15 protein-coding genes are annotated in these 18,744 nt (G+C 73.0%); 5 read left to right on the top strand and 10 right to left on the bottom strand.

Annotation, left to right across the window (positions count from 1 at the left end; genetic code table 11):
• The 3 genes from NS331_RS18550 to NS331_RS18560 form a co-directional block, all read left to right on the top strand.
• Positions 1-1,576, top strand: a 1,576-nt coding sequence (locus tag NS331_RS18550) for a GAF domain-containing sensor histidine kinase (RefSeq protein ID WP_058643438.1), incomplete at its 5' end; no start/stop codon positions are given.
• Positions 1,569-2,027: a response regulator gene (locus NS331_RS18555; RefSeq protein WP_058643439.1), complete on the top strand. Its 459-nt coding sequence runs from the start codon at positions 1,569-1,571 to the stop codon at positions 2,025-2,027. The genes NS331_RS18550 and NS331_RS18555, both read left to right, overlap by 8 nt.
• Positions 2,020-4,074, top strand: a complete 2,055-nt coding sequence (locus tag NS331_RS18560; RefSeq protein WP_058643440.1) for a hybrid sensor histidine kinase/response regulator — start codon at positions 2,020-2,022, stop codon at positions 4,072-4,074. Before NS331_RS18555 ends, NS331_RS18560 begins: the two co-directional genes overlap by 8 nt.
• Here the strand turns inward: NS331_RS18560 and NS331_RS18565 are convergent.
• From NS331_RS18565 to NS331_RS18580, 4 genes are read right to left on the bottom strand one after another with little or no spacing between them, the layout of a single operon-like run.
• On the bottom strand, positions 4,071-5,033 hold the full coding sequence (locus NS331_RS18565) for a patatin-like phospholipase family protein (RefSeq protein WP_058643441.1): 963 nt from the start codon (positions 5,031-5,033) through the stop codon (positions 4,071-4,073). The genes NS331_RS18560 and NS331_RS18565 overlap by 4 nt on opposite strands.
• A complete protein-coding gene (locus NS331_RS18570) occupies positions 5,033-6,295 on the bottom strand; it encodes a phospholipase A (RefSeq protein ID WP_058643442.1) in 1,263 nt (420 codons plus the stop codon). The genes NS331_RS18565 and NS331_RS18570 overlap by 1 nt, the downstream gene beginning before the upstream one ends.
• Positions 6,232-6,663, bottom strand: coding sequence for a hypothetical protein (locus NS331_RS18575; RefSeq protein WP_058643443.1), 432 nt, complete (start codon positions 6,661-6,663; stop codon positions 6,232-6,234). The genes NS331_RS18570 and NS331_RS18575 overlap by 64 nt, the downstream gene beginning before the upstream one ends.
• A gap of 41 nt (positions 6,664-6,704) precedes the next feature.
• Positions 6,705-8,771: an ATP-dependent helicase gene (locus tag NS331_RS18580; RefSeq protein ID WP_058643444.1), complete on the bottom strand. Its 2,067-nt coding sequence runs from the start codon at positions 8,769-8,771 to the stop codon at positions 6,705-6,707.
• 126 nt (positions 8,772-8,897) lie between these two features.
• Here NS331_RS18580 and NS331_RS18585 point away from each other — a divergent pair, with 126 nt between their 5' ends.
• Together NS331_RS18585 and NS331_RS18590 are read left to right on the top strand one after the other, a co-directional pair.
• Positions 8,898-9,878 (top strand): AEC family transporter, encoded by a 981-nt coding sequence (locus NS331_RS18585; RefSeq protein WP_058643445.1) that lies wholly within the window; start codon positions 8,898-8,900, stop codon positions 9,876-9,878.
• A 118-nt stretch (positions 9,879-9,996) separates the two neighbouring features.
• Positions 9,997-10,221 (top strand): hypothetical protein, encoded by a 225-nt coding sequence (locus NS331_RS18590; protein ID WP_153012929.1) that lies wholly within the window; start codon positions 9,997-9,999, stop codon positions 10,219-10,221.
• 28 nt (positions 10,222-10,249) lie between these two features.
• Here NS331_RS18590 and priA read toward each other — a convergent pair whose 3' ends face one another.
• The 6 genes from priA to NS331_RS18620 all read right to left on the bottom strand — a co-directional run bounded on the left by priA (position 10,250) and on the right by NS331_RS18620 (position 18,719).
• On the bottom strand, positions 10,250-12,388 hold the full coding sequence (gene priA, locus NS331_RS18595; RefSeq protein ID WP_193758152.1) for a replication restart helicase PriA: 2,139 nt from the start codon (positions 12,386-12,388) through the stop codon (positions 10,250-10,252).
• A 372-nt stretch (positions 12,389-12,760) separates the two neighbouring features.
• Positions 12,761-13,867, bottom strand: coding sequence for a uroporphyrinogen decarboxylase (gene hemE / locus NS331_RS18600; protein ID WP_058643447.1), 1,107 nt, complete (start codon positions 13,865-13,867; stop codon positions 12,761-12,763).
• 71 nt (positions 13,868-13,938) lie between these two features.
• Positions 13,939-14,415, bottom strand: a complete 477-nt coding sequence (locus tag NS331_RS18605; protein ID WP_058643448.1) for a carboxymuconolactone decarboxylase family protein — start codon at positions 14,413-14,415, stop codon at positions 13,939-13,941.
• A 100-nt stretch (positions 14,416-14,515) separates the two neighbouring features.
• Positions 14,516-15,451: an RNA polymerase sigma factor SigJ gene (gene sigJ / locus NS331_RS18610; RefSeq protein ID WP_058643449.1), complete on the bottom strand. Its 936-nt coding sequence runs from the start codon at positions 15,449-15,451 to the stop codon at positions 14,516-14,518.
• A 58-nt stretch (positions 15,452-15,509) separates the two neighbouring features.
• Positions 15,510-16,226: a thioredoxin family protein gene (locus NS331_RS18615; protein WP_082702608.1), complete on the bottom strand. Its 717-nt coding sequence runs from the start codon at positions 16,224-16,226 to the stop codon at positions 15,510-15,512.
• Positions 16,227-16,481: 255 nt separating this feature from the next.
• Positions 16,482-18,719, bottom strand: a complete 2,238-nt coding sequence (locus NS331_RS18620; protein WP_058643452.1) for a protein-disulfide reductase DsbD family protein — start codon at positions 18,717-18,719, stop codon at positions 16,482-16,484.
• Positions 18,720-18,744: the final 25 nt, after the last annotated feature.

Genomic DNA, 18,744 nt, shown 5'->3' on the forward strand with positions numbered 1-18,744 from the left:
CGTGCCCCTGGCCGGCCTGCCCGGCGAGCGGCCGCTGGACCTGTCGCAGGCCGGCCTGCGCAGCGTGTCGCCGGTGCACCTGGAGTACATGCGCAACATGGGCACGCTGGCGTCCATGTCGGTGTCGCTGGTGGTGCAGGGGCGGCTGTGGGGCCTCATCTCCTGCCACAACCACGCGCCGCGCCTGCTGTCGCCGGCCACGCGCCTGGCCTGCGAGCATCTGGGCCGGCTGGTGTCGCTGCAGATCCAGGCCAAGGAAAGCAATGCCTCGGCCTCGCAGCGGCTGGAGCTGCGCAAGCTGATCCTGGAGATCGTCTCCCACCTGTCCGACAGCGACGCCAGCCTGCAGCGCCTGCTGACCGAGCCGGTGCCGCTGCTGCGCCTGGCGCGCGCCGCCGGCGCCGCCGTCGTGCTCGACGACGAGGTCTGGACCACCGGCGAGACGCCGCCCAAGGCCGACGTGCTGGCGCTGGCCGGCTGGATCGCCGGGCTGGACCGGCCGGTCTATGCCAACGACGCCCTGGGCGCGCAGGCCGTGCCGGCCTGGCCCGCCGGCCACGGCATCGCGGGCTGCCTGGCGGTGTCCATCTCGCAGGTGCACCGCCACCTGGTGCTCTGGTTCCGGCCCGAGCACGTGCGCACCATCACCTGGGCCGGCGATCCGCGCAAGGAAGTGCGGCCCGAGGACGGCCGCATCCATCCGCGGCGCAGCTTCTCCAGCTGGGCGCAGAAGATCCGTGGCCGCAGCCGGCCCTGGACGGCCGAGGAAGTCGCCGCCGCCGACGAGCTGCGCCAGGCCCTCATCGGCATCGTGCTGCAGCGCGCCGAGGAGATGGCCGCCGTCGCCACCGAGCTGAGCCGCGTCAACCGCGAGCTGGAGGCCTTTTCGTACACCGTCTCGCACGACCTGCGCGCGCCCATGCGGCACATCGCCGGCTTCGTCGACCTGGTGGTGGACATGGAAGGGCGCGAGCTGTCGGAGCGGGCGCTGCGCTACCTGTCCAACGTCAAGGACGCCGCCGCCTTCGCCGGCGAGCTGGTCGATGCGCTGCTGGACTTCTCCCGCATGGGGCGCACCGCGCTCAAGCTGCGCCCGGTCAAGATGGGCGACCTGGTCGAGGGCCTGATCCACGAGCTGTCGCGCGGCGACGGCGGCCGCAGCGTGCAGTGGCACGTGGACGCCCCGCTGCCCGTGCTGGAGGCCGATCCGCTGCTGATCCAGGTGGCCGCGCGCAACCTGCTGGCCAATGCGCTCAAGTACACGCGCGGCACCAGTCCCGCGGTGATCCACGTGCGCGCGGTGCAGGCGGCCGACGGCTGCGGCATCGAGGTCGAGGACAATGGCGTCGGCTTCGAAATGAAGTACGTGGGCAAGCTCTTCGGCGTGTTCCAGCGGCTGCATGCCGCGGAGGAATTCGAAGGCACCGGCATCGGCCTCGCCAACGTCAAGCGCATCGTCGAGCGCCATGGCGGCCGGGTCTGGGCGCAGGGCGAACCCGGCCATGGTGCGCGCTTCGGCTTCGTGCTGCCCCCCCATCCCCCCGGTCCGACCCAGGACGGAGAACCGAATGCTTAAGCCCATCTTGCTGGTCGAGGACGACAAGCGGGACCTCGAACTCACCCTCATGGCGCTGGAGCGCAGCCAGCTCGCCAACGAGGTGATCACGCTGCGCGACGGCGCCCAGGCCCTGGCCTACCTCAACCAGGAAGGCGAATTCGCCGACCGCGCCGCGGGCAACCCGGCGGTGATCCTGCTCGACCTCAAGCTGCCCAAGGTGGACGGCCTGGAGGTGCTGGAGCACGTGCGCGCCAACCCGGCGCTGCGCAGCGTGCCGGTGGTCATGCTCACCTCCTCGCAGCAGGAGTCCGACGTGCTGCGCAGCTACGAGCTGGGCGTCAACGCCTACGTCGTCAAGCCGGTGGACTTCAAGCAGTTCGTCTCGGCCATCGCCGACCTGGGCGTCTTCTGGGCGGTGCTCAACGAGCCGCCGCCCGGCTCGGTCAAGACCTCCCGCCGCTATGAGTGAGGAGGTGGACGGCCGCGGGCCGCCTTCCGCGCAGGCGCCGGCAGCGGGGCCAGCGCGCACGCCGCTGCGCGTGCTCATGCTCGAGGACTCGGCCTTCGACGCCGAATTGCTCATGGAAGCCCTGCGGCGCGCCTATGCGCATGCCGAGGTCACCACGGTGCGCAACGAGGCCGGCTATGCCGCCGCCCTGCGCGAGGGCCGCTTCGAGCTGATCCTGTCCGACTTCGAACTGCCCGGCTACTCGGGCCAGCAGGCGCTGGAGCTGGCGCGCAGCCTGGCGCCGCAGGTGCCCTTCGTCTTCGTCTCCGGCGTGATCGGCGAGGACAACGCCGTCGAGCTGCTGCGCCAGGGCGCCACCGACTACGTCAGCAAGGGCCGCCTGGCGCGCCTGCCCATGGTGGTGGACCGCGCCCTGCGCGAGGTGGCGGTGCGCGACGCCCGCAGCCGCGCCGAGCGGGCGCTGCAGGACAACGACCTGCTCTTCGGCCGCCTGGTCGATTCGCTGACCGACTATGCCGTCGTCCTGCTCGACGCCCAGGGCCGCGTGCTGCGCTGGAACCTCGGCGCGCGCCAGATCCTCGGCGGCAGCGAGAGCCAGGCGCTGGGCCGGCCGATCCACGATTTCCTGGTCAGCCGCGACGGCCCCTCGCTGCCCGAATGGCTGCATGCGAGCCGGGCGCAGGGCCGCTTCAACGCGCAGCAATGGCTGCTGCCGGCCGGCGGCGAGCCCTGCTGGGCCGACGTGGTCGTCGCCTGCCTGGGTGCCGACGAGGCCGGCGTGGCGCTGCCGGTGGCCACCGCGCGCGTGTGCTACTGCCTCATCATCCGCGACCGCACGGCCGAGCACCGCAACGCCGAGGCGCTGCGCGCCGCCGTCGCGCAGGCCGAGGCGGCCCAGGGCGAGATGGCCCGCGCCAACGAGGCCAAGGACCGCTTCCTGGCCATCGTCTCGCACGAGCTGCGCAACCCGCTGGCGGCCATCTCCTTCGCGGCCCAGCTGCTGCAGCGCCTGGCCACCGTGCCCGAGCGGCACAAGGAGCTGATCCCCGGCATCCGCCGCAACGTCGAGCTGGAGGCGCGCCTCATCGACGACCTGCTGGACGTCTCCACCATCACCAGCGGCAAGCTCAGCCTGCGCGCCGACCGGCTCGACGCCGCACCGCTGGTCGCCGAGGTGGGCGAGATGGTGCGCGGCGCGCTGGCCGAGAAAAAGCTCAAGCTCAGCGTGCGCGGCGTGGCCGAGGGCGCCTGGGTGCGGGCCGACGGCGCGCGGCTCAAGCAGGTCATTGCCAACCTGCTGCGCAACGCCATCAAGTTCAGCCCGGCCGGCGCCACCATCCGGCTCGAATCGGCGGTGGAGAACGGCCAGTTCGTCGTGCGCGTGGTCGACCACGGCATCGGCATCGCGGCCGATGCGCTGGAGCGCATCTTCAAGGCCTTCGAGCAGGCCGACCGCGAGGTCGCCCGCCAGTTCGGCGGCCTGGGCCTGGGCCTGGCCATTGCGCGGCACCTGGTGCTGGAGCACGGCGGCACGCTCACCGCCAGCAGCGACGGCCCCGGGCAGGGCGCCACCTTCGAGATGCGCCTGCCCCTGGCCGACCGCGAGGAAACCCAGCCGCTGGCCGGCGACGCACTGCCGCCGGCCCCCGCACCGGCCGCCGGCGGCCATGGCGCGCGCGTGCTGATGGTGGAGGACAACGTGCAGGCGGCCGAGCTGCTCATGCTCTTCCTGCAGGACTACGGCTATGCCATCACCCATGCGGCGACGGTGGCCGACGGCCTGGCCTGTGCCGGGCGCCAGGAATTCGACGTCGTGCTGACCGACCTGGGCCTGCCCGACGGCAGCGGCGTGGAGATCGGCCGCGCCCTGGGCGCGCGCCTGCCGGTGGTGGCCCTCAGCGGCTACGGCAGTCCCATCGACCGCCAGCGCACGCAGGCCGCCGGCTTCGCCGCCCACCTGGTCAAGCCGGCCGATCCGGAGGTGGTGCACGAGACGCTGCAGGCGGCGCTGCGGCGCGGCTTGGCCCTGCCCCAGGCGCAGTCCTAGCCCTGCACCGTCACCGGCGGCAGGCTGCCGCCGTCCTTGAGCGGCACGGCCAGGTCGGCCAGCAGCGGCAGCACCTGGCGGGCGGCGCGTTCGCCCTCGGCGATGGCGGGCGCGGCGCGGTGGAAGTCCATGGCCGCGATGTCCGACAGGCGCGGGCGCACCAGCACGTCCGCCGGCTCGCCGGCCATGCGGCTCTGGGTGATGCGCACCTGCATGATGTTGAGGCTGGTGCCCAGCACGTCCAGGAGCGAGGGCATCTCCAGCCCCTGCGCCGGCGCCCGGGGCGCGGGCCGCAGCTTGCCAAGCACCGTGGCCAGCACGCCGGCCGCGGCGGGCGGGCTGGCCGCCACCGCGCTGCCCGTCGCCTCGTGCGCGTCGGGAGAGGCGGTGCGGTTGCGCCGGCCGATCAGGTCCCAGTTGAGGTCGACGGCGATCACCAGGTCGGCGCCCATGGCGCGGCACAGCGACACCGGAATGGGGTTGACCAGGCCGCCGTCCACCAGCAGGCGCTCGTCCTGCTGCGCCGGGGTGAACAGGCCGGGCAGCGCCATCGAGGCGCGCACGGCGTCGATCACCGGGCCTTCGCGCAGCCAGACCTCGCGGCCGGTGGCCAGCTCGGTCGCCACGCAGCCGAAGGCGCGCGGCAGGTCGGCGAAGGCCGGGTCCTGCGAATGCTCGCGGAAGAACTTCAGCAGCTTGCCGCCTTCGATCAGGCCGCCGCCCATCTTGAGGTCCAGCATGCCGACCACGCCCGACCAGGTGAGCTTGCGCAGCCAGCCTTCCAGCCAGTCCAACTGGCCGGCGGCATAGATGGCGCCCACCAGCGCACCGATGGAGGTGCCGCAGACCACGTCGGGCGCATAGCCCGCTTCTTCCAGCGTGCGGATCACCCCGATGTGCGACCAGCCCCGCGCCGAGCCGCTGCCCAGCGCCAGGCCGATGCGGGGGCGCCGCCGCATCAGAAATCCACCAGGCTGAGGCCGACCCCCAGAACGGTGCGCTTGCGGTTGTAGTCGACCAGCGTGTCGCCGTAGCCGTGGAACAGCTGCACGTACCAGCGCAGGTCGCTCTTCGCCGGATCGCCGATGGCGCGCAGCCATTCCAGCCGCACCGCGCCCTTGCCGCTGCCGCCCAGCACGCCGCGCACGGTGGCGCGCCAGGTGGTGGCCGGGTCCGGGTTCCAGCTGCCGATGATCTCGCTGTGGCCCAGGAATTTGGTGATGTCCGGGTTGTCGTCGTCGGCGGCGCTTTCCTTGATGCGCTGCCAGACGCGGGCCGTGAGGGTGAAGCGGTTGTCCAGCTCCATGCCGCCCATCAGGTAGACCCGGTTCCAGCTGCGCGACAGCGGCAGGCTCTGGCCGTTGGACTGGTGCACGATGCCCAGGCCCGCATAGCGCCAGCGCCAGCCGCCCGGCAGCGCCAGGTCGACCGGGTAGGCGTACATGAGCTCGGGCTCGTGGTCGGTGGTGCGGAAGGGCCGCGACAGGTCGCCGTTGAACACCTGCCAGGTGGACTGCTGCGTGTAGCCGAACCACAGCGAGTCCTTGCGCAGCGGGTCGCCGCCGGTCAGCAGGCCCTGGGCGAGCTTGGTGCGCACCGACAGGCCGATGCGCATTTCCGTCGGCTGGTAGGCGGTGGGCGTGCCGGTGTGGCCCTCGGCGGGCGAGGTGGGCGTCTGCGGCCGGCCGTCGGCGGTGGTGATGGACACGCTCAGCGGCCGGTAGCCGCGGAAGGTGAAGGTGCCGCAGCTGCTGCCTTCTTCGAGCTCCCAGAAGCGCGACAGGGTGGAGTACTGCCGGTCGCGGCAGCCCTCGGGCTCGGCCACGGCGATCACGCGGGTGGCGGGTTGGGCCACGTCCACGGGCTTCTGCAGGGCGGGCGCGTCGGGCGGCTGGGCGGTGGCCAGCGCGGCCGGTGCCGGCGGCAGGCTGGCGGCGGGCGCCTGCTGCTGCAGCGCCCAGCGGTCGAAGCAGGCCAGGCGGGCGGCGTTGTCGGCCGACAGGCGGGCGCACTGCTGCCAGGTGAGCTGGGCGTCGGCCAGCGGGCTCGGGGGCAGGCCCGGCGCCGGGGCCGGCTGCGTGGCCTGGGTCTGGGCGGCGACGGGCAGGGCCAGCGCCGCCGCCGTGGCCGCGAGGACCAGGGCCGAACGCCGCGGCGTCAGGGGGAAGGGCGTTTGCGCAGAACGACGGGCACGCTCTGTTCGTTGGCGGTATTGCGCCATGTTCCAGTGAACTCCTTGCCGCACGAGGCGGGCTGCAGGTCTGCGGTCCAGACCGCGCTGATGCTGCGGCCGTCCCGGGATTCGTCGAGGCTGAGCTGGCCGTCGTCGTTGATGTCGCCGGCCAGCTGGGCCAGCGGGGCGCCGGCCCGGGCGATGGTGCCACGAACGCTGCCGGCGTATTCGGGATGCGGCAGCAATTGCACGTCGGCGACGGACGCGTCCTTGCCGAACCGCGCATCCCACCAGCCGTAGAGCGCCTGCGGCTTCATCTCGGCCGCACTTTCCGGACAGCCCGGCGGCGCGAGGCGGGGTGCGGCGCAGCCGGCGGCAGCCAGCGCGACGGCGAGGGGCGGCAGCAGGCGCATCATCGGCGGCTCCTTCCTGGTCTTGTCGTTCGTCGGTATTCGGTTCAGCTGGACGGCTCGGCGGCGGACGCGGCGGCGCGGCGCGCGAACTCGGCGCGCAGGGCCTTGAGCTTCTCGCGCGGGTCTTCCCTGGCCGTGGTCTTGTCCAGCGCCATCTCGGCGATGAAGCGGCTGGGCGTGGCCTGCACCATCTCGCGGCCCTTCTTGCGGCGCTTCATCCAGCTCACGGCCAGGGTGCGCTGGGCGCGGGTGATGCCGACGTACATCAGGCGGCGCTCTTCCTGCAGGCGCTCGGCGACGTTCTCGGCCACCTTCTCCTGCCGGCCCTCGTCGTCCTCGAGCTTGAAGGGCAGCAGGCCCTCGTTCACGCCGACCAGCAGCACGTGCGGCCATTCCAGGCCCTTGGAGGCATGCAGCGTGGACAGCGTGAGCACGTTCTGGTCCTGCTCGCGCTCGCTGATGGTGGACAGCAGCGAGATGGTCTGCGCGACTTCCAGCAGGCTCTTGGCCTCGGGCCCGGCGGTGGCGCCGGAGGCGTCCTCGACCTGGCCGCCGCAGCGCTGCGACATCCAGTCGCAGAACTCCAGCACGTTGGTCCAGCGGCTGGCGGCGGCCTGCTCGCTGTCCTCGCCGTCGTAGAGGTGCTTCTCGTAGTCGATGTCCTTGAGCCAGTCCATGAGGAAGGCGCGCGCACCCTCGGCGCCCACGGTGTGGCGGGCGCGGTACTCCAGGTCGTTGATGTAGCGGCCGAACTCGTGCAGGCCCTCGATGCCGCGCTTGGGCACGGCGCTGGGCAGCGAGGGCGAGAACAGCGCCTCGAACAGGCTGACCTTGTACTGGCTGGCGAACACGCCCAGCTGCTGCAGCGTGGTGTGGCCGATGCCGCGCTTGGGCGTGGTCACGGCGCGCAGGAAGGCCGGGTCGTCGTCGTTGTTGACCCACAGGCGGAACCAGCCGCACAGGTCCTTGATCTCGGCGCGGTCGAAGAAGCTCTGGCCGCCCGACACCTTGTAGGGAATGTTGGCCCGCCGCAGCGCCTGCTCGAAGATGCGCGCCTGGTGGTTGGCCCGGTAGAGGATGGCGAAGTCGCGCCATTCCTTGTGCGTCGAGCTTTCGCGCAGGCCCTGGATGCGGGCCACGGCGCGCTCGGCCTCGTGCTGCTCGTTGTCGCAGTCCACCACGCGCACCGGCTCGCCCTCGCCCAGCTCGCTGAACAGCGTCTTGGGAAAGAGCTTGGGGTTGGGCCCGATCACGTTGTTGGCCGCACGCAGGATGGCGCTGGTGGAGCGGTAGTTCTGCTCCAGCTTGATGACCTTGAGCTGCGGATAGTCGATCGGCAGCTTCTTGAGGTTGTCCAGCGTGGCGCCGCGCCAGCCGTAGATGGACTGGTCGTCGTCGCCCACGGCGGTGAAGCGGCCGCGCTCGCCGGCCAGCAGCTTGAGCACCTCGTACTGCGTGGCGTTGGTGTCCTGGTATTCGTCCACCAGGATGTGGCCGAGCAGCTTCTGCCACTTGTCGCGCACCGCCTCGTGCTTGTGCAGCAGCTGCAGCGGCATGCCGATCAGGTCGTCGAAGTCCACGCTCTGGTAGGCCGTCAGGCGCTCCTCGTAGCGGGCCATGATCTTCGCGGTGATGCGCTCGTTGTCGTCCACCGCCTGGGCCTCGGCCTCGGCCGCATTGAGGCCCATGTTCTTCCACTTGCTGATCGTCCACTGCCAGATGCGGGCGGTGGCCGTGTCGGTGGTGCCGCCGGCGTCCTTGAGGATCTTGGTGACGTCGTCCGCGTCCAGGATGCTGAACTGCGGCTTGAGGCCCAGCACGCCGCCGTCCTCGCGCATCATGCGCACGCCCAGCGCGTGGAAGGTGCACACCACCACGTGCTTGGCGTCGCGGCCGATCAGGCCCTTGGCCCGCTCGCGCATCTCGGCCGCGGCCTTGTTGGTGAAGGTGATGGCCGCGATGCGCTTGGGCTCCAGTCCGGCCTGGATCAGCCGCGCGATCTTGTGCGTGATCACCCGCGTCTTGCCCGAGCCCGCGCCGGCGAGCACCAGGCAGGGCCCGTGGAGGTAGTTGACCGCTTCCTGCTGGGCGAGATTGAGGCCGGAGGACATGGCGAAGAGGGGGAGGGGGACGCTGGCGGCGCGCGGCGCTGGATCGGCCGGGCGCAAAAGCGCGCAATGATACTGGCGGGGGGCCGCGGCGCTGCCGCCCGGAGCCAGCGACGAGAATGCGCCGCCGTGCCCGCCGTCTTCGCCGCCACCGTTCCCTTCTTCGCCCTCATCGCGCTCGGCTACCTGGCCGCCCGGCGCGGGCTGATGCCGCTGGAGGCGATTCCGGGGCTCAACGGCTTCGTGCTCTATTTCGCGCTGCCCTGCCTGCTCTACCGCTTCGCGGCCGGAACGCCGCTGGCGCAGTTGCTGGACGCGCGGGTGGTGGCCGTCTGGGGCGTGGCGGCGATGGCCGTGGTGGCCCTGGCCACGGCGGCGGCCCGCCGCGCCGGCCACCGCTGGAACGACGCCGCCTTCGGCGCGCTGGTGGCCGCCTTTCCCAACACCGGCTTCATGGGCGTGCCGCTGCTGGCGGCGCTGCTGGGGCCGGCCGTGGCCGGGCCGGTGATCGTGACCATCGCCTTCGACATGATCGTCACCTCCTCGCTGTGCATCGCGCTGTCGCGGCTGGACACCCACCAGGGCGGCGCCGCCGCGCAGGCGGTGCGGCGGGCGCTGGCGGGCATCGTGCGCAACCCGATGCCCTGGGCCATCGTGCTGGGCGCCCTGGCCTCGGCGCTGCAGTGGCGGCTGCCGGCGCCGGCCGAGCGCACGCTGGGCATGCTGGCGGACGCCGCCTCGCCGGCGGCGCTGTTCACCATCGGCGCGGTGCTGGCCCGTTCGGCCCTGCGCGCCCGCGCGGCCGGCGCCCAGCCGCCGCTGAAAGACGCCCTGCGCGACCTGCTGCCGGTGGTCGGCTTCAAGCTGCTGCTGCATCCGCTGCTGGTGCTGGGGCTGGTGGCGACGCTGTCGGCGGCCGGGCTCGGCCTGTCGCCCCTGGCCGGCGTGGCGCTGGTGCTGACGGCGGCGCTGCCCAGCGCCAGCAACGTGTCGATGCTGGCCGAGCGCTACGGCGCCGACACCGGCCGGGTGGCGCGCATCATCCTTTGGACCACGGTGGCCGCCTTCTTCAGTTTTCCGCTGGCGGTCGGGCTGGTGCACGGACGCTGACGCCCCGGGTTTCCACCAACGCCAAAACCGCCTTGCGGCAGGCGTCCATGCGTGAATTTCCTACGCCGGAAAGTGACGGCGCCGCCTAATGTGTCTCCATGTTTCCGAGGTTCTGATCATGCAAACATGGGTTCGCGTGATGGTCGCCGTGGCGGCGCTGGCCGCGGTGGGCCTGATGGCTTTTCAAGGCCAGTCCCGCTGGGCGGCCGGTGTGCTGGCCGTCACGGCGGTGGTGCTGGCGTTGGCCGGCTGGGTGGGGCGCCGCGCCGCGCGCCGCCGCGGGCTGGCCTACGTGCAGGTCATCAAGCCGCCGCTGGGCTTCGTGGAGCACCGGCAGGCCTGATCATCGGGGCGGGTTCGTTCGCAGCTTTTCAAATCAGCTGCGGGTCCACGTCGACCAGCCAGCGGATGATGCCCTGGCCCTCCGGGCCGCGCCGCAGCGCATGCAGGCGCGGATGCCACTGCGCCAGCAGCCGCTGCAGGGCCACGCGCGATTCGCTCTCCACCAGCATCTGTGCCCGTTCCACGTTGGCCACGCGCTGGATCGTGAGCGGCACCGCCGGGTAGCGCTGAACGGCCGCGGCTTCCGGCAGGTCTTCCACATCCGCACTCGCCGCCGTCAAGAAGCCCTGCGCCGCTTCCTGCGTGCGCGCGTCGGCCCGCAGCAGGGCCTGGAAGGAGAAGGGCGGCAGGCTGGCCGCCCGGCGCTCCTCCAGCTGCTGCGCGGCGAAGGCCGGATAGTCGTGCCGGCGCAGCGCGCCGAACAGCGGGTGCTGCGGATGGAAGGTCTGGATCCACATCTCCGCCCGGCTGCCCTGCGCCGCCAGCCAGGCGCTGTCGCGGCCGGCGCGGCCGCCCGACTGCATCAGCAGCGAGAACAGCCGCTCCGGCGCGCGGAAGTCGCTGGAGAAGAGCGCGCCGTCCGGGTTGACGGCCGCCACCAGCGTGATGCGCCGGAAGTCGTGGCCCTTGGCGATCATCTGCGTGCCCACCAGCACGTCCACCGCACCCTCGTGCACCTGCGCCAGCTGCCGGGCCAGTTCGCCCTCGTGGCGGGTGCTGTCGGCGTCGATGCGGGCGATGCGCACCGGGCCGCCGCCGTCCGCCTCGGGGCGCTGCACGCCGGCCAGCAGCTCGGCCAGCTCTTCCTCCAGCCGCTCGGTGCCGCGGCCCACGGGCGCGATGTCCAGGTTGCCGCAGGCCGGGCAGGCACGCGGCACCCGCTCGGCGAAGCCGCAGTGGTGGCAGCGCAGGCTGCGGTCGATCTTGTGGAAGACGCGGTAGGCGCTGCAGTGCGGGCATTCGCTCTTCCAGCCGCAGTCGCCGCAGGCCAGCACGGGCGCGTAGCCGCGGCGGTTGAGCAGCAGCATGCTCTGCTCGCCGCGGGCGACGCGCTGGGCGATGGCGTCAACCAGCCCGGCCGACAGGCGGGTGCGCGGCGGCTGCAGGTTCATGTCCACCAGCCGCACGGCGGGCAGGTCGCCCGCGCCGACGCGGCTGGGCATGGCCAGCCGCCGGTAGCGGCCGCCCGGGTCCCCGTCGGCCGGCGGGCGGCTGCCCCACCAGCTCTCCAGCGAGGGCGTGGCCGAGCCCAGCAGCACCTGCGCGCCCTCGCGCCGGCCGCGCCAGACGGCCAGGTCGCGCGCCGAATAGCGGGCGCCTTCCTGCTGCTTGTAGCTGGGGTCGTGTTCCTCGTCGACGACGATCAGCGCCAGCTTCGGCAGGCTGGCGAAGACGGCCATGCGCGTGCCCAGAACGATGCGGGCGCGGCCCAGGTGCGCCGCCAGCCAGCTGCCCAGGCGCTGCGGGTTGGTCATGCCGCTGTGCATGGCGACCACCGCGCCGGCGCCGTAGAGCGGCCCGAAGCGGGCGACGAAGCGGGCCTCCAGCTGCGGCGTGAGGTTGATCTCCGGCACCATCACCAGCGCCTGGGCCTCGGGGTCGGCGGCCAGGCGCTCGGCCACGGCCTGGAGGTAGACCTCGGTCTTGCCGCTGCCGGTGCTGCCGTGCAGCAGGAAGGCACCGGCGCCGCCCGCGCGCAGTTCGGCCAGCACGGCCGCCTGCTCGGGCGTCGGCGTCCGCGGCGTGTCGCCGGCCGGGCCGGCGTCGGCCGCGGCCCTGGGCTTGCGGGCCAGGCGGCGGGCGAGCTGGTCGGCGCCCAGTTCGCGCAACTGCGGCGGCAGGCCGGCCAGGGCGACCTCGCCGACGGCGCGCTGGTAGTAGCGGGCCGCGAAGTCCACCAGGTCGCGCCAGCCCTCGGACAACGGCGGCAGCCCCTCGAGCACCGCCGCCACCGGCCGCAGCACCGGCCCCTCGACGCCGGCCGCTTCGGGCGCCGCCTCGCCCCACACCACGCCCAGCACCTCCCGCTGGCCCAGCGGCACGCGCACCAGGGTGCCCGCCGGCAGCGCCGCGGCGGCCAGGTAGGTGAGGGGTTCGGCGATGCCGCTGTGCGCCGGCGTCTGCACCGCCACCTGCACGCGGAAACCGATTTCCGGGGCTTCTTTCATGTCGCTTTCAAGAAGCAAGGCCTAAGTGCTTGATCCGTCGAGGGTTTGCAAGTCATCCAGCATTCCTGTGGATAACTTTGTTGATAGGAGGTCGGCAAGGCCGCCAAAGCACGGTGGATCAAGGCTTTGGACGAAATGCCCACAAAATCGGCAATGTTTACCGGTCTATATGAATCAACGGCTTAGCGCAGGACTGCGCATGCCGACCCCATCGTCGCGCGGCTTGTGCGTTTGGCGCAGCGCAGCACGAAGTTTGTGCATAAGTGACGCAGCTGGGGCTTGACAAGCACCGAAATCGGCGCCCACGCCCAGCCCATGCGGGTCGGGCCACCGGCCCGCGGTGACGGGCCCGCCCGCCGGCCACGACGGCGCTCAACCCGCCCGCATGGCGCGCGAATGCGCGTGCACCGCTTCCACCAGCGCCGCCACGTGGTCCGGCGGCGTGAACTGGCTGATGCCGTGGCCCAGGTTGAAGATGTGGGTCGGCCCGGTGCCGGCCGCATCGCGGTGCGGCGCGCCGAAACGGTCGAGCAGGCGCACCGCCTCGGCGGCGACGCGCTCGGGCGGGGCGAACAGCACGTTCGGGTCCAGGTTGCCCTGCAGCGCCTTGCCCTGCGGGCCCTCGCCCACGCGGGCGCGGGCGGCGGCCAGGTCCACCGTCCAGTCCAGGCCCAGCACCTCGCAGTCGAGCTGGGCCATGGCCTCCAGCCAGAGCCCGCCGCCCTTGGTGAACACGATGCGCGGCACCGGCTGGCCGTCCGCGCCGGTGCGCTTGAGCTGGTCCAGCACGCGCCGGGTGTAGGCCAGGCTGAAGTCCTGGAAGGCGCCGTCGGCCAGGGTGCCGCCCCAGCTGTCGAACACCATCACGGCCTGCGCGCCGGCGTCGATCTGGGCATTGAGGTAGGCGGCGACGGCGTCGGCATTGACCGTGAGCAGCCGGTGCATCAGGTCGGGCCGGCCGTACATCAGCGCCTTGGCATGGCGCCAGTCGCTGGAGCCGCTGCCCTCCACCATGTAGCAGGCCAGCGTCCAGGGACTGCCCGAGAAACCGATCAGCGGCACCCGGCCGGCCAGGGCGCGGCGGATGGACGCCACGGCGTCGAACACGTAGCGCAGGCGGTCCATGTCGGGCACCTGCAGCTCCGCCACGGCGGCCTCGTCGCGCACCGTGCGGGCGAAGCGCGGGCCCTCGCCGGCCTCGAAGCTCAGGCCCAGGCCCATGGCGTCGGGCACGGTCAGGATGTCGGAGAACAGGATGGCGGCGTCGAGCGGAAAGCGCTCCAGCGGCTGCAGCGTGACCTCGGTGGCGTAGTCCACGTTGGTGGCCAAGCCCATGAAGCTGCCGGCGCGGGCCCGGGTGGCCACGTATTCCGGCAGGTAGCGGCCGGCCTGGCGCATCAGCCAGATGGGGGTGTGGGCCGTGGCCTGTCGCCAGCAGGCGCGCAGGAAGCTGTCGTTCTGGAGGGGGGCGAAGGGCATCGCGGGATTGTCGCAGCGGCGCCCCGGGTGTGACGGATTGCGCAGTGGGCAGGCCCGCGGGAAGGGCGGGCCTAGGCGGCCTTCGCGCGCAACTCGCGCCGCGCCACCGGCACGGCGAAACCCACGGCCAGGCGGTTCCAGGTGTTGATCGTGCCGATGGCGAAGGTGAGGCTGACGATCTCGGCATCGGTGAAGTGCGGGCGCAGGGCATCGAAATCGGCCTGTGCGGGGTGCGCGATGGCCTGGCGCGTGACCTGCTCGGCCCAGTGCAGCGCGGCGCGCTCGCGGGCGTCGAACAGGTCCACGTCGCGCCAGGTGACGAGGCTGTTGAGGCGCTGCAGCGAATCGCCGGCGGCCAGCAGTTCCCGTCCGTGCATGTCCACGCAGAAGGCGCAGCCGTTGATCTGCGAGACGCGCAGGTCGACCAGGTGCAGCAGGCGCGGCGCCAGGCCCGACTGCCTGACGGCGAGCGAGAGCGCGTAGAGCTGCTGGTAGAGATCCGGCGCGATCTCGGTGTAGGGCAGGCGGGGCGTGGCGGCGGGGGTCATGGCGGCTCCTTGGATGGACGTGGATGGAGATGGTGTCCTTCCTCAGACGCGGCGGCCGGGCCCGTTGTGACAGCCGAGCCGCCTTTTTCCGCCCACCTTCTCAGCGGCCGACCAAGCCGCGCGGCAGCCGCACGCGCGCCAGCTTGTCGGGATTGCGCAGCGTGTAGATGCGGCGGATGAGACCGCCTTCGACCAGCACGGCCTGCACCGATTCCAGCCGGCCGCCGACGAACCGGGCCAGGCCGGGCAGGCCGTTCACGCGCACCACGTGCAGCTGCTGCGCCTGACCGTCGCGTGCCGCACGCCGCGCGATGGCGAAGTACAGCAGCGCCAGCCGGCGCGCACCGGCCATCACGCGGCCGAAGGAGGGCACCTTGCCGCCGCCGTCGCTCACCAGCTCCGCATCGGGGGCGAACAGGGCCTGGATGCGCGCAAAGTCGCCGGCCTGGGCCGCCTCGGCGAAGCGCCGCAGCAGGTCGGCGTGGGCCTGCGGGCTCGCCGAGAAGCGCGGGCGCGCGGCCTGCACGTGGCTGCGGGCGCGGTGCACCAGCTGGCGGCAGGCGGCCTCGCTCCTGCCCAGCGCGTGCGCCACCTCGGCGTAGTCGGCGTCGAACACCTCGCGCAGCAGGAAGGCGGCGCGTTCCTCGGGCGTGAGCTGCTCCAGCACGAACAGCAGCGCGGTGGAAATGTCGTGCGCGCGCTCGAGCGCGTCCTCGGGGCTGCCGGCCGGGTCGGGCAGGTGGGCCAGGGGCGCCTCGGCGTCGGGCCAGGCGTCGAGCAGCGGCTCGGGCAGCCAGAAGCCGGTGTAGTGCGCGCGCTCGGCACGCAGGCTGCGCAGCCGGTCGATGGACAGGCGCGTGGCAATGGTGACGAGCCAGGCTTCGGCGTTGCCGATGGCCGTACGGTCGCTGCCGTGCCAGCGCAGCCAGGCGTCCTGCACCACGTCTTCGGCGTCGGCGCGCACGCCCAGCATGCGGTAGGCCAGGCCGAACAGGCGTGGGCGGTGGGTCTCGAAGGCGTCGGCGGAAGTGTCCATGCAGCGCAGACGCGCGAGGGTGGCGCCGTGTGACAGAGGGCCGGTCAGCCGGCCTCTCTCAACCCGTGCGGTACTTGATCGCGCAGCCGTAGGGCTTGGTGCTGGCGGCCGAGATGGGCCGGCCGCCGAAGGCGTCGCTCAGGGCCTGGCTGACGTAGTTGGTCGCCAGCTTGATGTCCTCCGGCCGCGCCGAGGCGATGCTGTCGATGCCGCCGGCATACACCAGCATGCCCTTGGGGTCGATGATGAACAGGTGCGGCGTGGTGCGCGCGCCGTAGGCCTGGCCCACGATGCCGTCCTCGTCCATCAGCACGGCGGTGGGGGCGGCGGATTGCGACTTCATCCATGCGGCCAGCTCGGCCGGCGGAAGGTAGTCGCTGGCGGCGCGCTCGGTGGAATTGATGGCCAGCCAGACCACGCCGCGGGCCGTGGCGGCCTTCTGCGTGGCGGGCATGTTGCCGCTGCCGTAGTGCTTGCGCACGAAGGGGCAGCCGGGGTTGGTCCATTCCAGCACCACGTACTTGCCGGCGAAGTCGGACAGCTGGTGGCGCTGGCCGTGGGTATCCACGGCGACGAAGTCGGGCGCCTTCTGGCCCACCGTGGGTGCGGCATGGGCCTGCGCATTGATCAGCAGGCTGGCGCCCAGGGCCATGGCGGCCGTCATGACGGCGCGGCGGGAGGCGCGGGAGAGGGCGGCGCGGGCGGCGCGGACGTTGCGCGCGGCGCGCTCGCTGCGCGACAGCGCGGGGGAGGATGACGACGGCAAGGTCGGCATGTCGGTATCGGCTCCTGTTGGCAGTGGGCCGCGGCACGCACGAGGCGCCCGGGGCCGGGTTGAAAAACGAAGCGCGACCGCAGCTTAGACCGCTTTCTTGAAGCCGCGACGACAACCTGTACCCGGCGGGGGCAATGCCGGTACCGCTTGCAGCCTGCGCGCGCGCCGTTCTTCGGCGTTGTCGCCCCGCGCAGCGTCGCCGGCAGGACGGCGCGCGGCAAGGCGGCGCGCGCCCGACCGCCCGGCAGCGGGCGCCTACAGCCGGGCCAGCGCCTCGCGCACTTCCGCCGGCGACAGCAGTTCGCTCAGCACCACCGGCGCCTTGCCCGGCGCCTGCAGCACGTACACCGGCACGCCATTGCGCCCGAGCGCGTTCAGCGCGGCCGCGATGGCCGGGTCGCGCCGGGTCCAGTCGGCCCGCAGCAGCTGCACGCCGCGGGCGTCGAAGTCGGCCAGCAATGCGGCATTGCCCAGCGTGGTCTTCTTGTTGACTTGGCAGGTGACGCACCAGGCAGCCGTGAAGTCGATGAACACCGGCCTGCCCTCGGCCTGCAGCTGCGCCACGCGCTCGGCCGACCAGGGCTGCCAACGCGACTCGGCCAAGGCGCCGCCCGCCGCGGACACCATCGCCGGCGCGACTTGCAGCAGCAGCGGCCCGACGCTGGCCGCCAGCGCCGCGAAGCCCAGCGCCAGCACGCCGCCCAGCAGCAGCCGGGTGCGCCCGGCCAGCGTGCCCAGCGCCCAGACCACCGCGCTGCCCGCCACCAGCAGCGCCAGCAATGCACCCGCGCCGTCGATGCCGGCCTGCTGGCCCAGCACCCACACCAGCCAGGCCACGGTGGCGAACATCGGGAAGGCCAGCAGCCGGCGCAGCGTGTCCATCCACGGGCCGGGCTTGGGCAGCAGCCGCGCCACCGCCGGCACGAAGCCGGCCAGCAGGTAGGGCAGGGCCAGGCCCAGGCCCAGCGCGGCGAAGAGCAGCAGCGCCTGCGCCGCCGGCAGGCCGATGGCCAGGCCCAGCGACGCCCCCATGAACGGCGCCGTGCAGGGCGAGGCCACCAGCACTGCCAGCACGCCGGAGAGGAAGTCGTTCAGCACCGGATGGCGCAGCTGCGCGCCGGCCAGCCGCGCCGGCGCCAGCATGCCCACCTCGAACACGCCCGCCAGGTTGAGCCCCAGCAGCGTGAACAGCGCCGCCAGCGCCGCCACCATGCCCGGCGACTGCAGCTGGAAGCCCCAGCCCAGTTGCGCGCCGGCCGTGCGCAGCGCGATCAGCAGGCCGCCCAGGGCAAGCAGGCTCAGCACCACGCCGGCGGCGTAGGCCAGGGCGGCGCGGCGGTGGCCGCGCCGGTCGTCGGCATGGCGGGTGAAACCCAGCACCTTGATCGCCAGCACGGGAAAGACGCAGGGCATCAGGTTCAGCAGCAGGCCGCCGGCGAAGGCGCCCAGCAGGGCCAGCAGCAGGCCGGCCGGTGCGACCGCGGCGGGCGCCGGGGCCGTGGCCGGCCGGGCATTGGCATCCAGCGCCGCCTGCAGCGCGGGCGAGACGGTGGCGGGGGCGCCCACGGCCGGCCAGCGGCCGTCGACCGTGGCATCGACCCGCCAGCCCACCGGCCGGCCGGCGGCCTCGGCCTGGCGCCGCTCCTCGCCGGTGAGGGCCAGCACCAGCGGCATGCGCGCCGGGCTGGCCGAGCGCTGGTCGGCCACCGGGAACTGCGCCGTCCACACGCCCGCCTCCCAGCGTTGCTGCCAGTCGGTGCCGGCGACGGCGCCGTTGCGCAGCACCTCGGCCGTCTCGGGCATCAGCTCCAGCGTGCGGCCCTGCGCGGCAGCGGGCAGGCCCTCGACGCGCAGCGCCAGACTGCGGGCGTCGCCGGCGAGCCTGGCGGTGGCGGGCGCGTCGACGGCCCCGGGCCGCGCCGCCCAGGCGGCGTCGAATTCGGCGCCATGGCCGGCCGTGGAGCTGCGCACGGGCAAGTCCAGCCGGAATTCGCCGTCCTCGGGAATGCATTCCTTGCGGCACACCAGCCAGGTGGCCGACAGGCGGATCGGCAGCGTGGCCGTGCCGGCCAGCGTGGTGGGCGGGCGGAAGTCCGGCGCCACCGTCACGGGCACCGGCAGCAGCACCTCGTTCTCGTAGCCGTAGTTGGCCAGGCTGCCGATGAAGAGCTTGTGCGGCACCGGCCAGTCGACCTCGCCCGCATCCAGGCCGGGCGGCAACTGCCAGCGCAGCTCGGTGGGCAGGCCGGAGTCGCCGGCGTTCTTCCAGTAGGTGTGCCACTCGGGCTGGTGGCTGATCTTCAGCCCCAGCCAGACGGTGGCGCCGGGGCCCACGCCCTGCGGCGCCTGCGCCACCAGCTCGGCCCGCACGTGCGGCGTGGTGACGACGGCGCTGCCGCCGCCGTTGCTGCCGGGCGCCAGCTGGGCGGATGCACGGGGCAGCAGGCCCGCCGCCAGCGCGAAGGCGGCCAGCAGCGGCAGCAGCCGGCGCAGGGAGAAAAGGGCGGGGGCGGGACGC

Origin of the sequence: Pseudacidovorax intermedius (assembly GCF_001476815.1) — a bacterium.
Classification (GTDB): Bacteria; Pseudomonadota; Gammaproteobacteria; order Burkholderiales; family Burkholderiaceae_C; genus Xenophilus; species Xenophilus intermedius_A.

Bases quoted from the DNA above. Each gene is read 5' to 3' on its own strand.
- NS331_RS18555 (WP_058643439.1), top strand. From the start codon at position 1,569: ATGCTTAAGCCCATCTTGCTGGTCGAGGACGACAAGCGGGACCTCGAA.
- NS331_RS18560 (WP_058643440.1), top strand. From the start codon at position 2,020: ATGAGTGAGGAGGTGGACGGCCGCGGGCCGCCTTCCGCGCAGGCGCCG.
- NS331_RS18565 (WP_058643441.1), bottom strand. From the start codon at position 5,033: ATGCGGCGGCGCCCCCGCATCGGCCTGGCGCTGGGCAGCGGCTCGGCG.
- NS331_RS18570 (WP_058643442.1), bottom strand. From the start codon at position 6,295: ATGGCGCAATACCGCCAACGAACAGAGCGTGCCCGTCGTTCTGCGCAA.
- NS331_RS18575 (WP_058643443.1), bottom strand. From the start codon at position 6,663: ATGATGCGCCTGCTGCCGCCCCTCGCCGTCGCGCTGGCTGCCGCCGGC.
- NS331_RS18580 (WP_058643444.1), bottom strand. From the start codon at position 8,771: ATGTCCTCCGGCCTCAATCTCGCCCAGCAGGAAGCGGTCAACTACCTC.
- NS331_RS18590 (WP_153012929.1), top strand. From the start codon at position 9,997: ATGCAAACATGGGTTCGCGTGATGGTCGCCGTGGCGGCGCTGGCCGCG.
- priA (WP_193758152.1), bottom strand. From the start codon at position 12,388: ATGAAAGAAGCCCCGGAAATCGGTTTCCGCGTGCAGGTGGCGGTGCAG.
- hemE (WP_058643447.1), bottom strand. From the start codon at position 13,867: ATGCCCTTCGCCCCCCTCCAGAACGACAGCTTCCTGCGCGCCTGCTGG.
- NS331_RS18605 (WP_058643448.1), bottom strand. From the start codon at position 14,415: ATGACCCCCGCCGCCACGCCCCGCCTGCCCTACACCGAGATCGCGCCG.
- sigJ (WP_058643449.1), bottom strand. From the start codon at position 15,451: ATGGACACTTCCGCCGACGCCTTCGAGACCCACCGCCCACGCCTGTTC.
- NS331_RS18615 (WP_082702608.1), bottom strand. From the start codon at position 16,226: ATGCCGACCTTGCCGTCGTCATCCTCCCCCGCGCTGTCGCGCAGCGAG.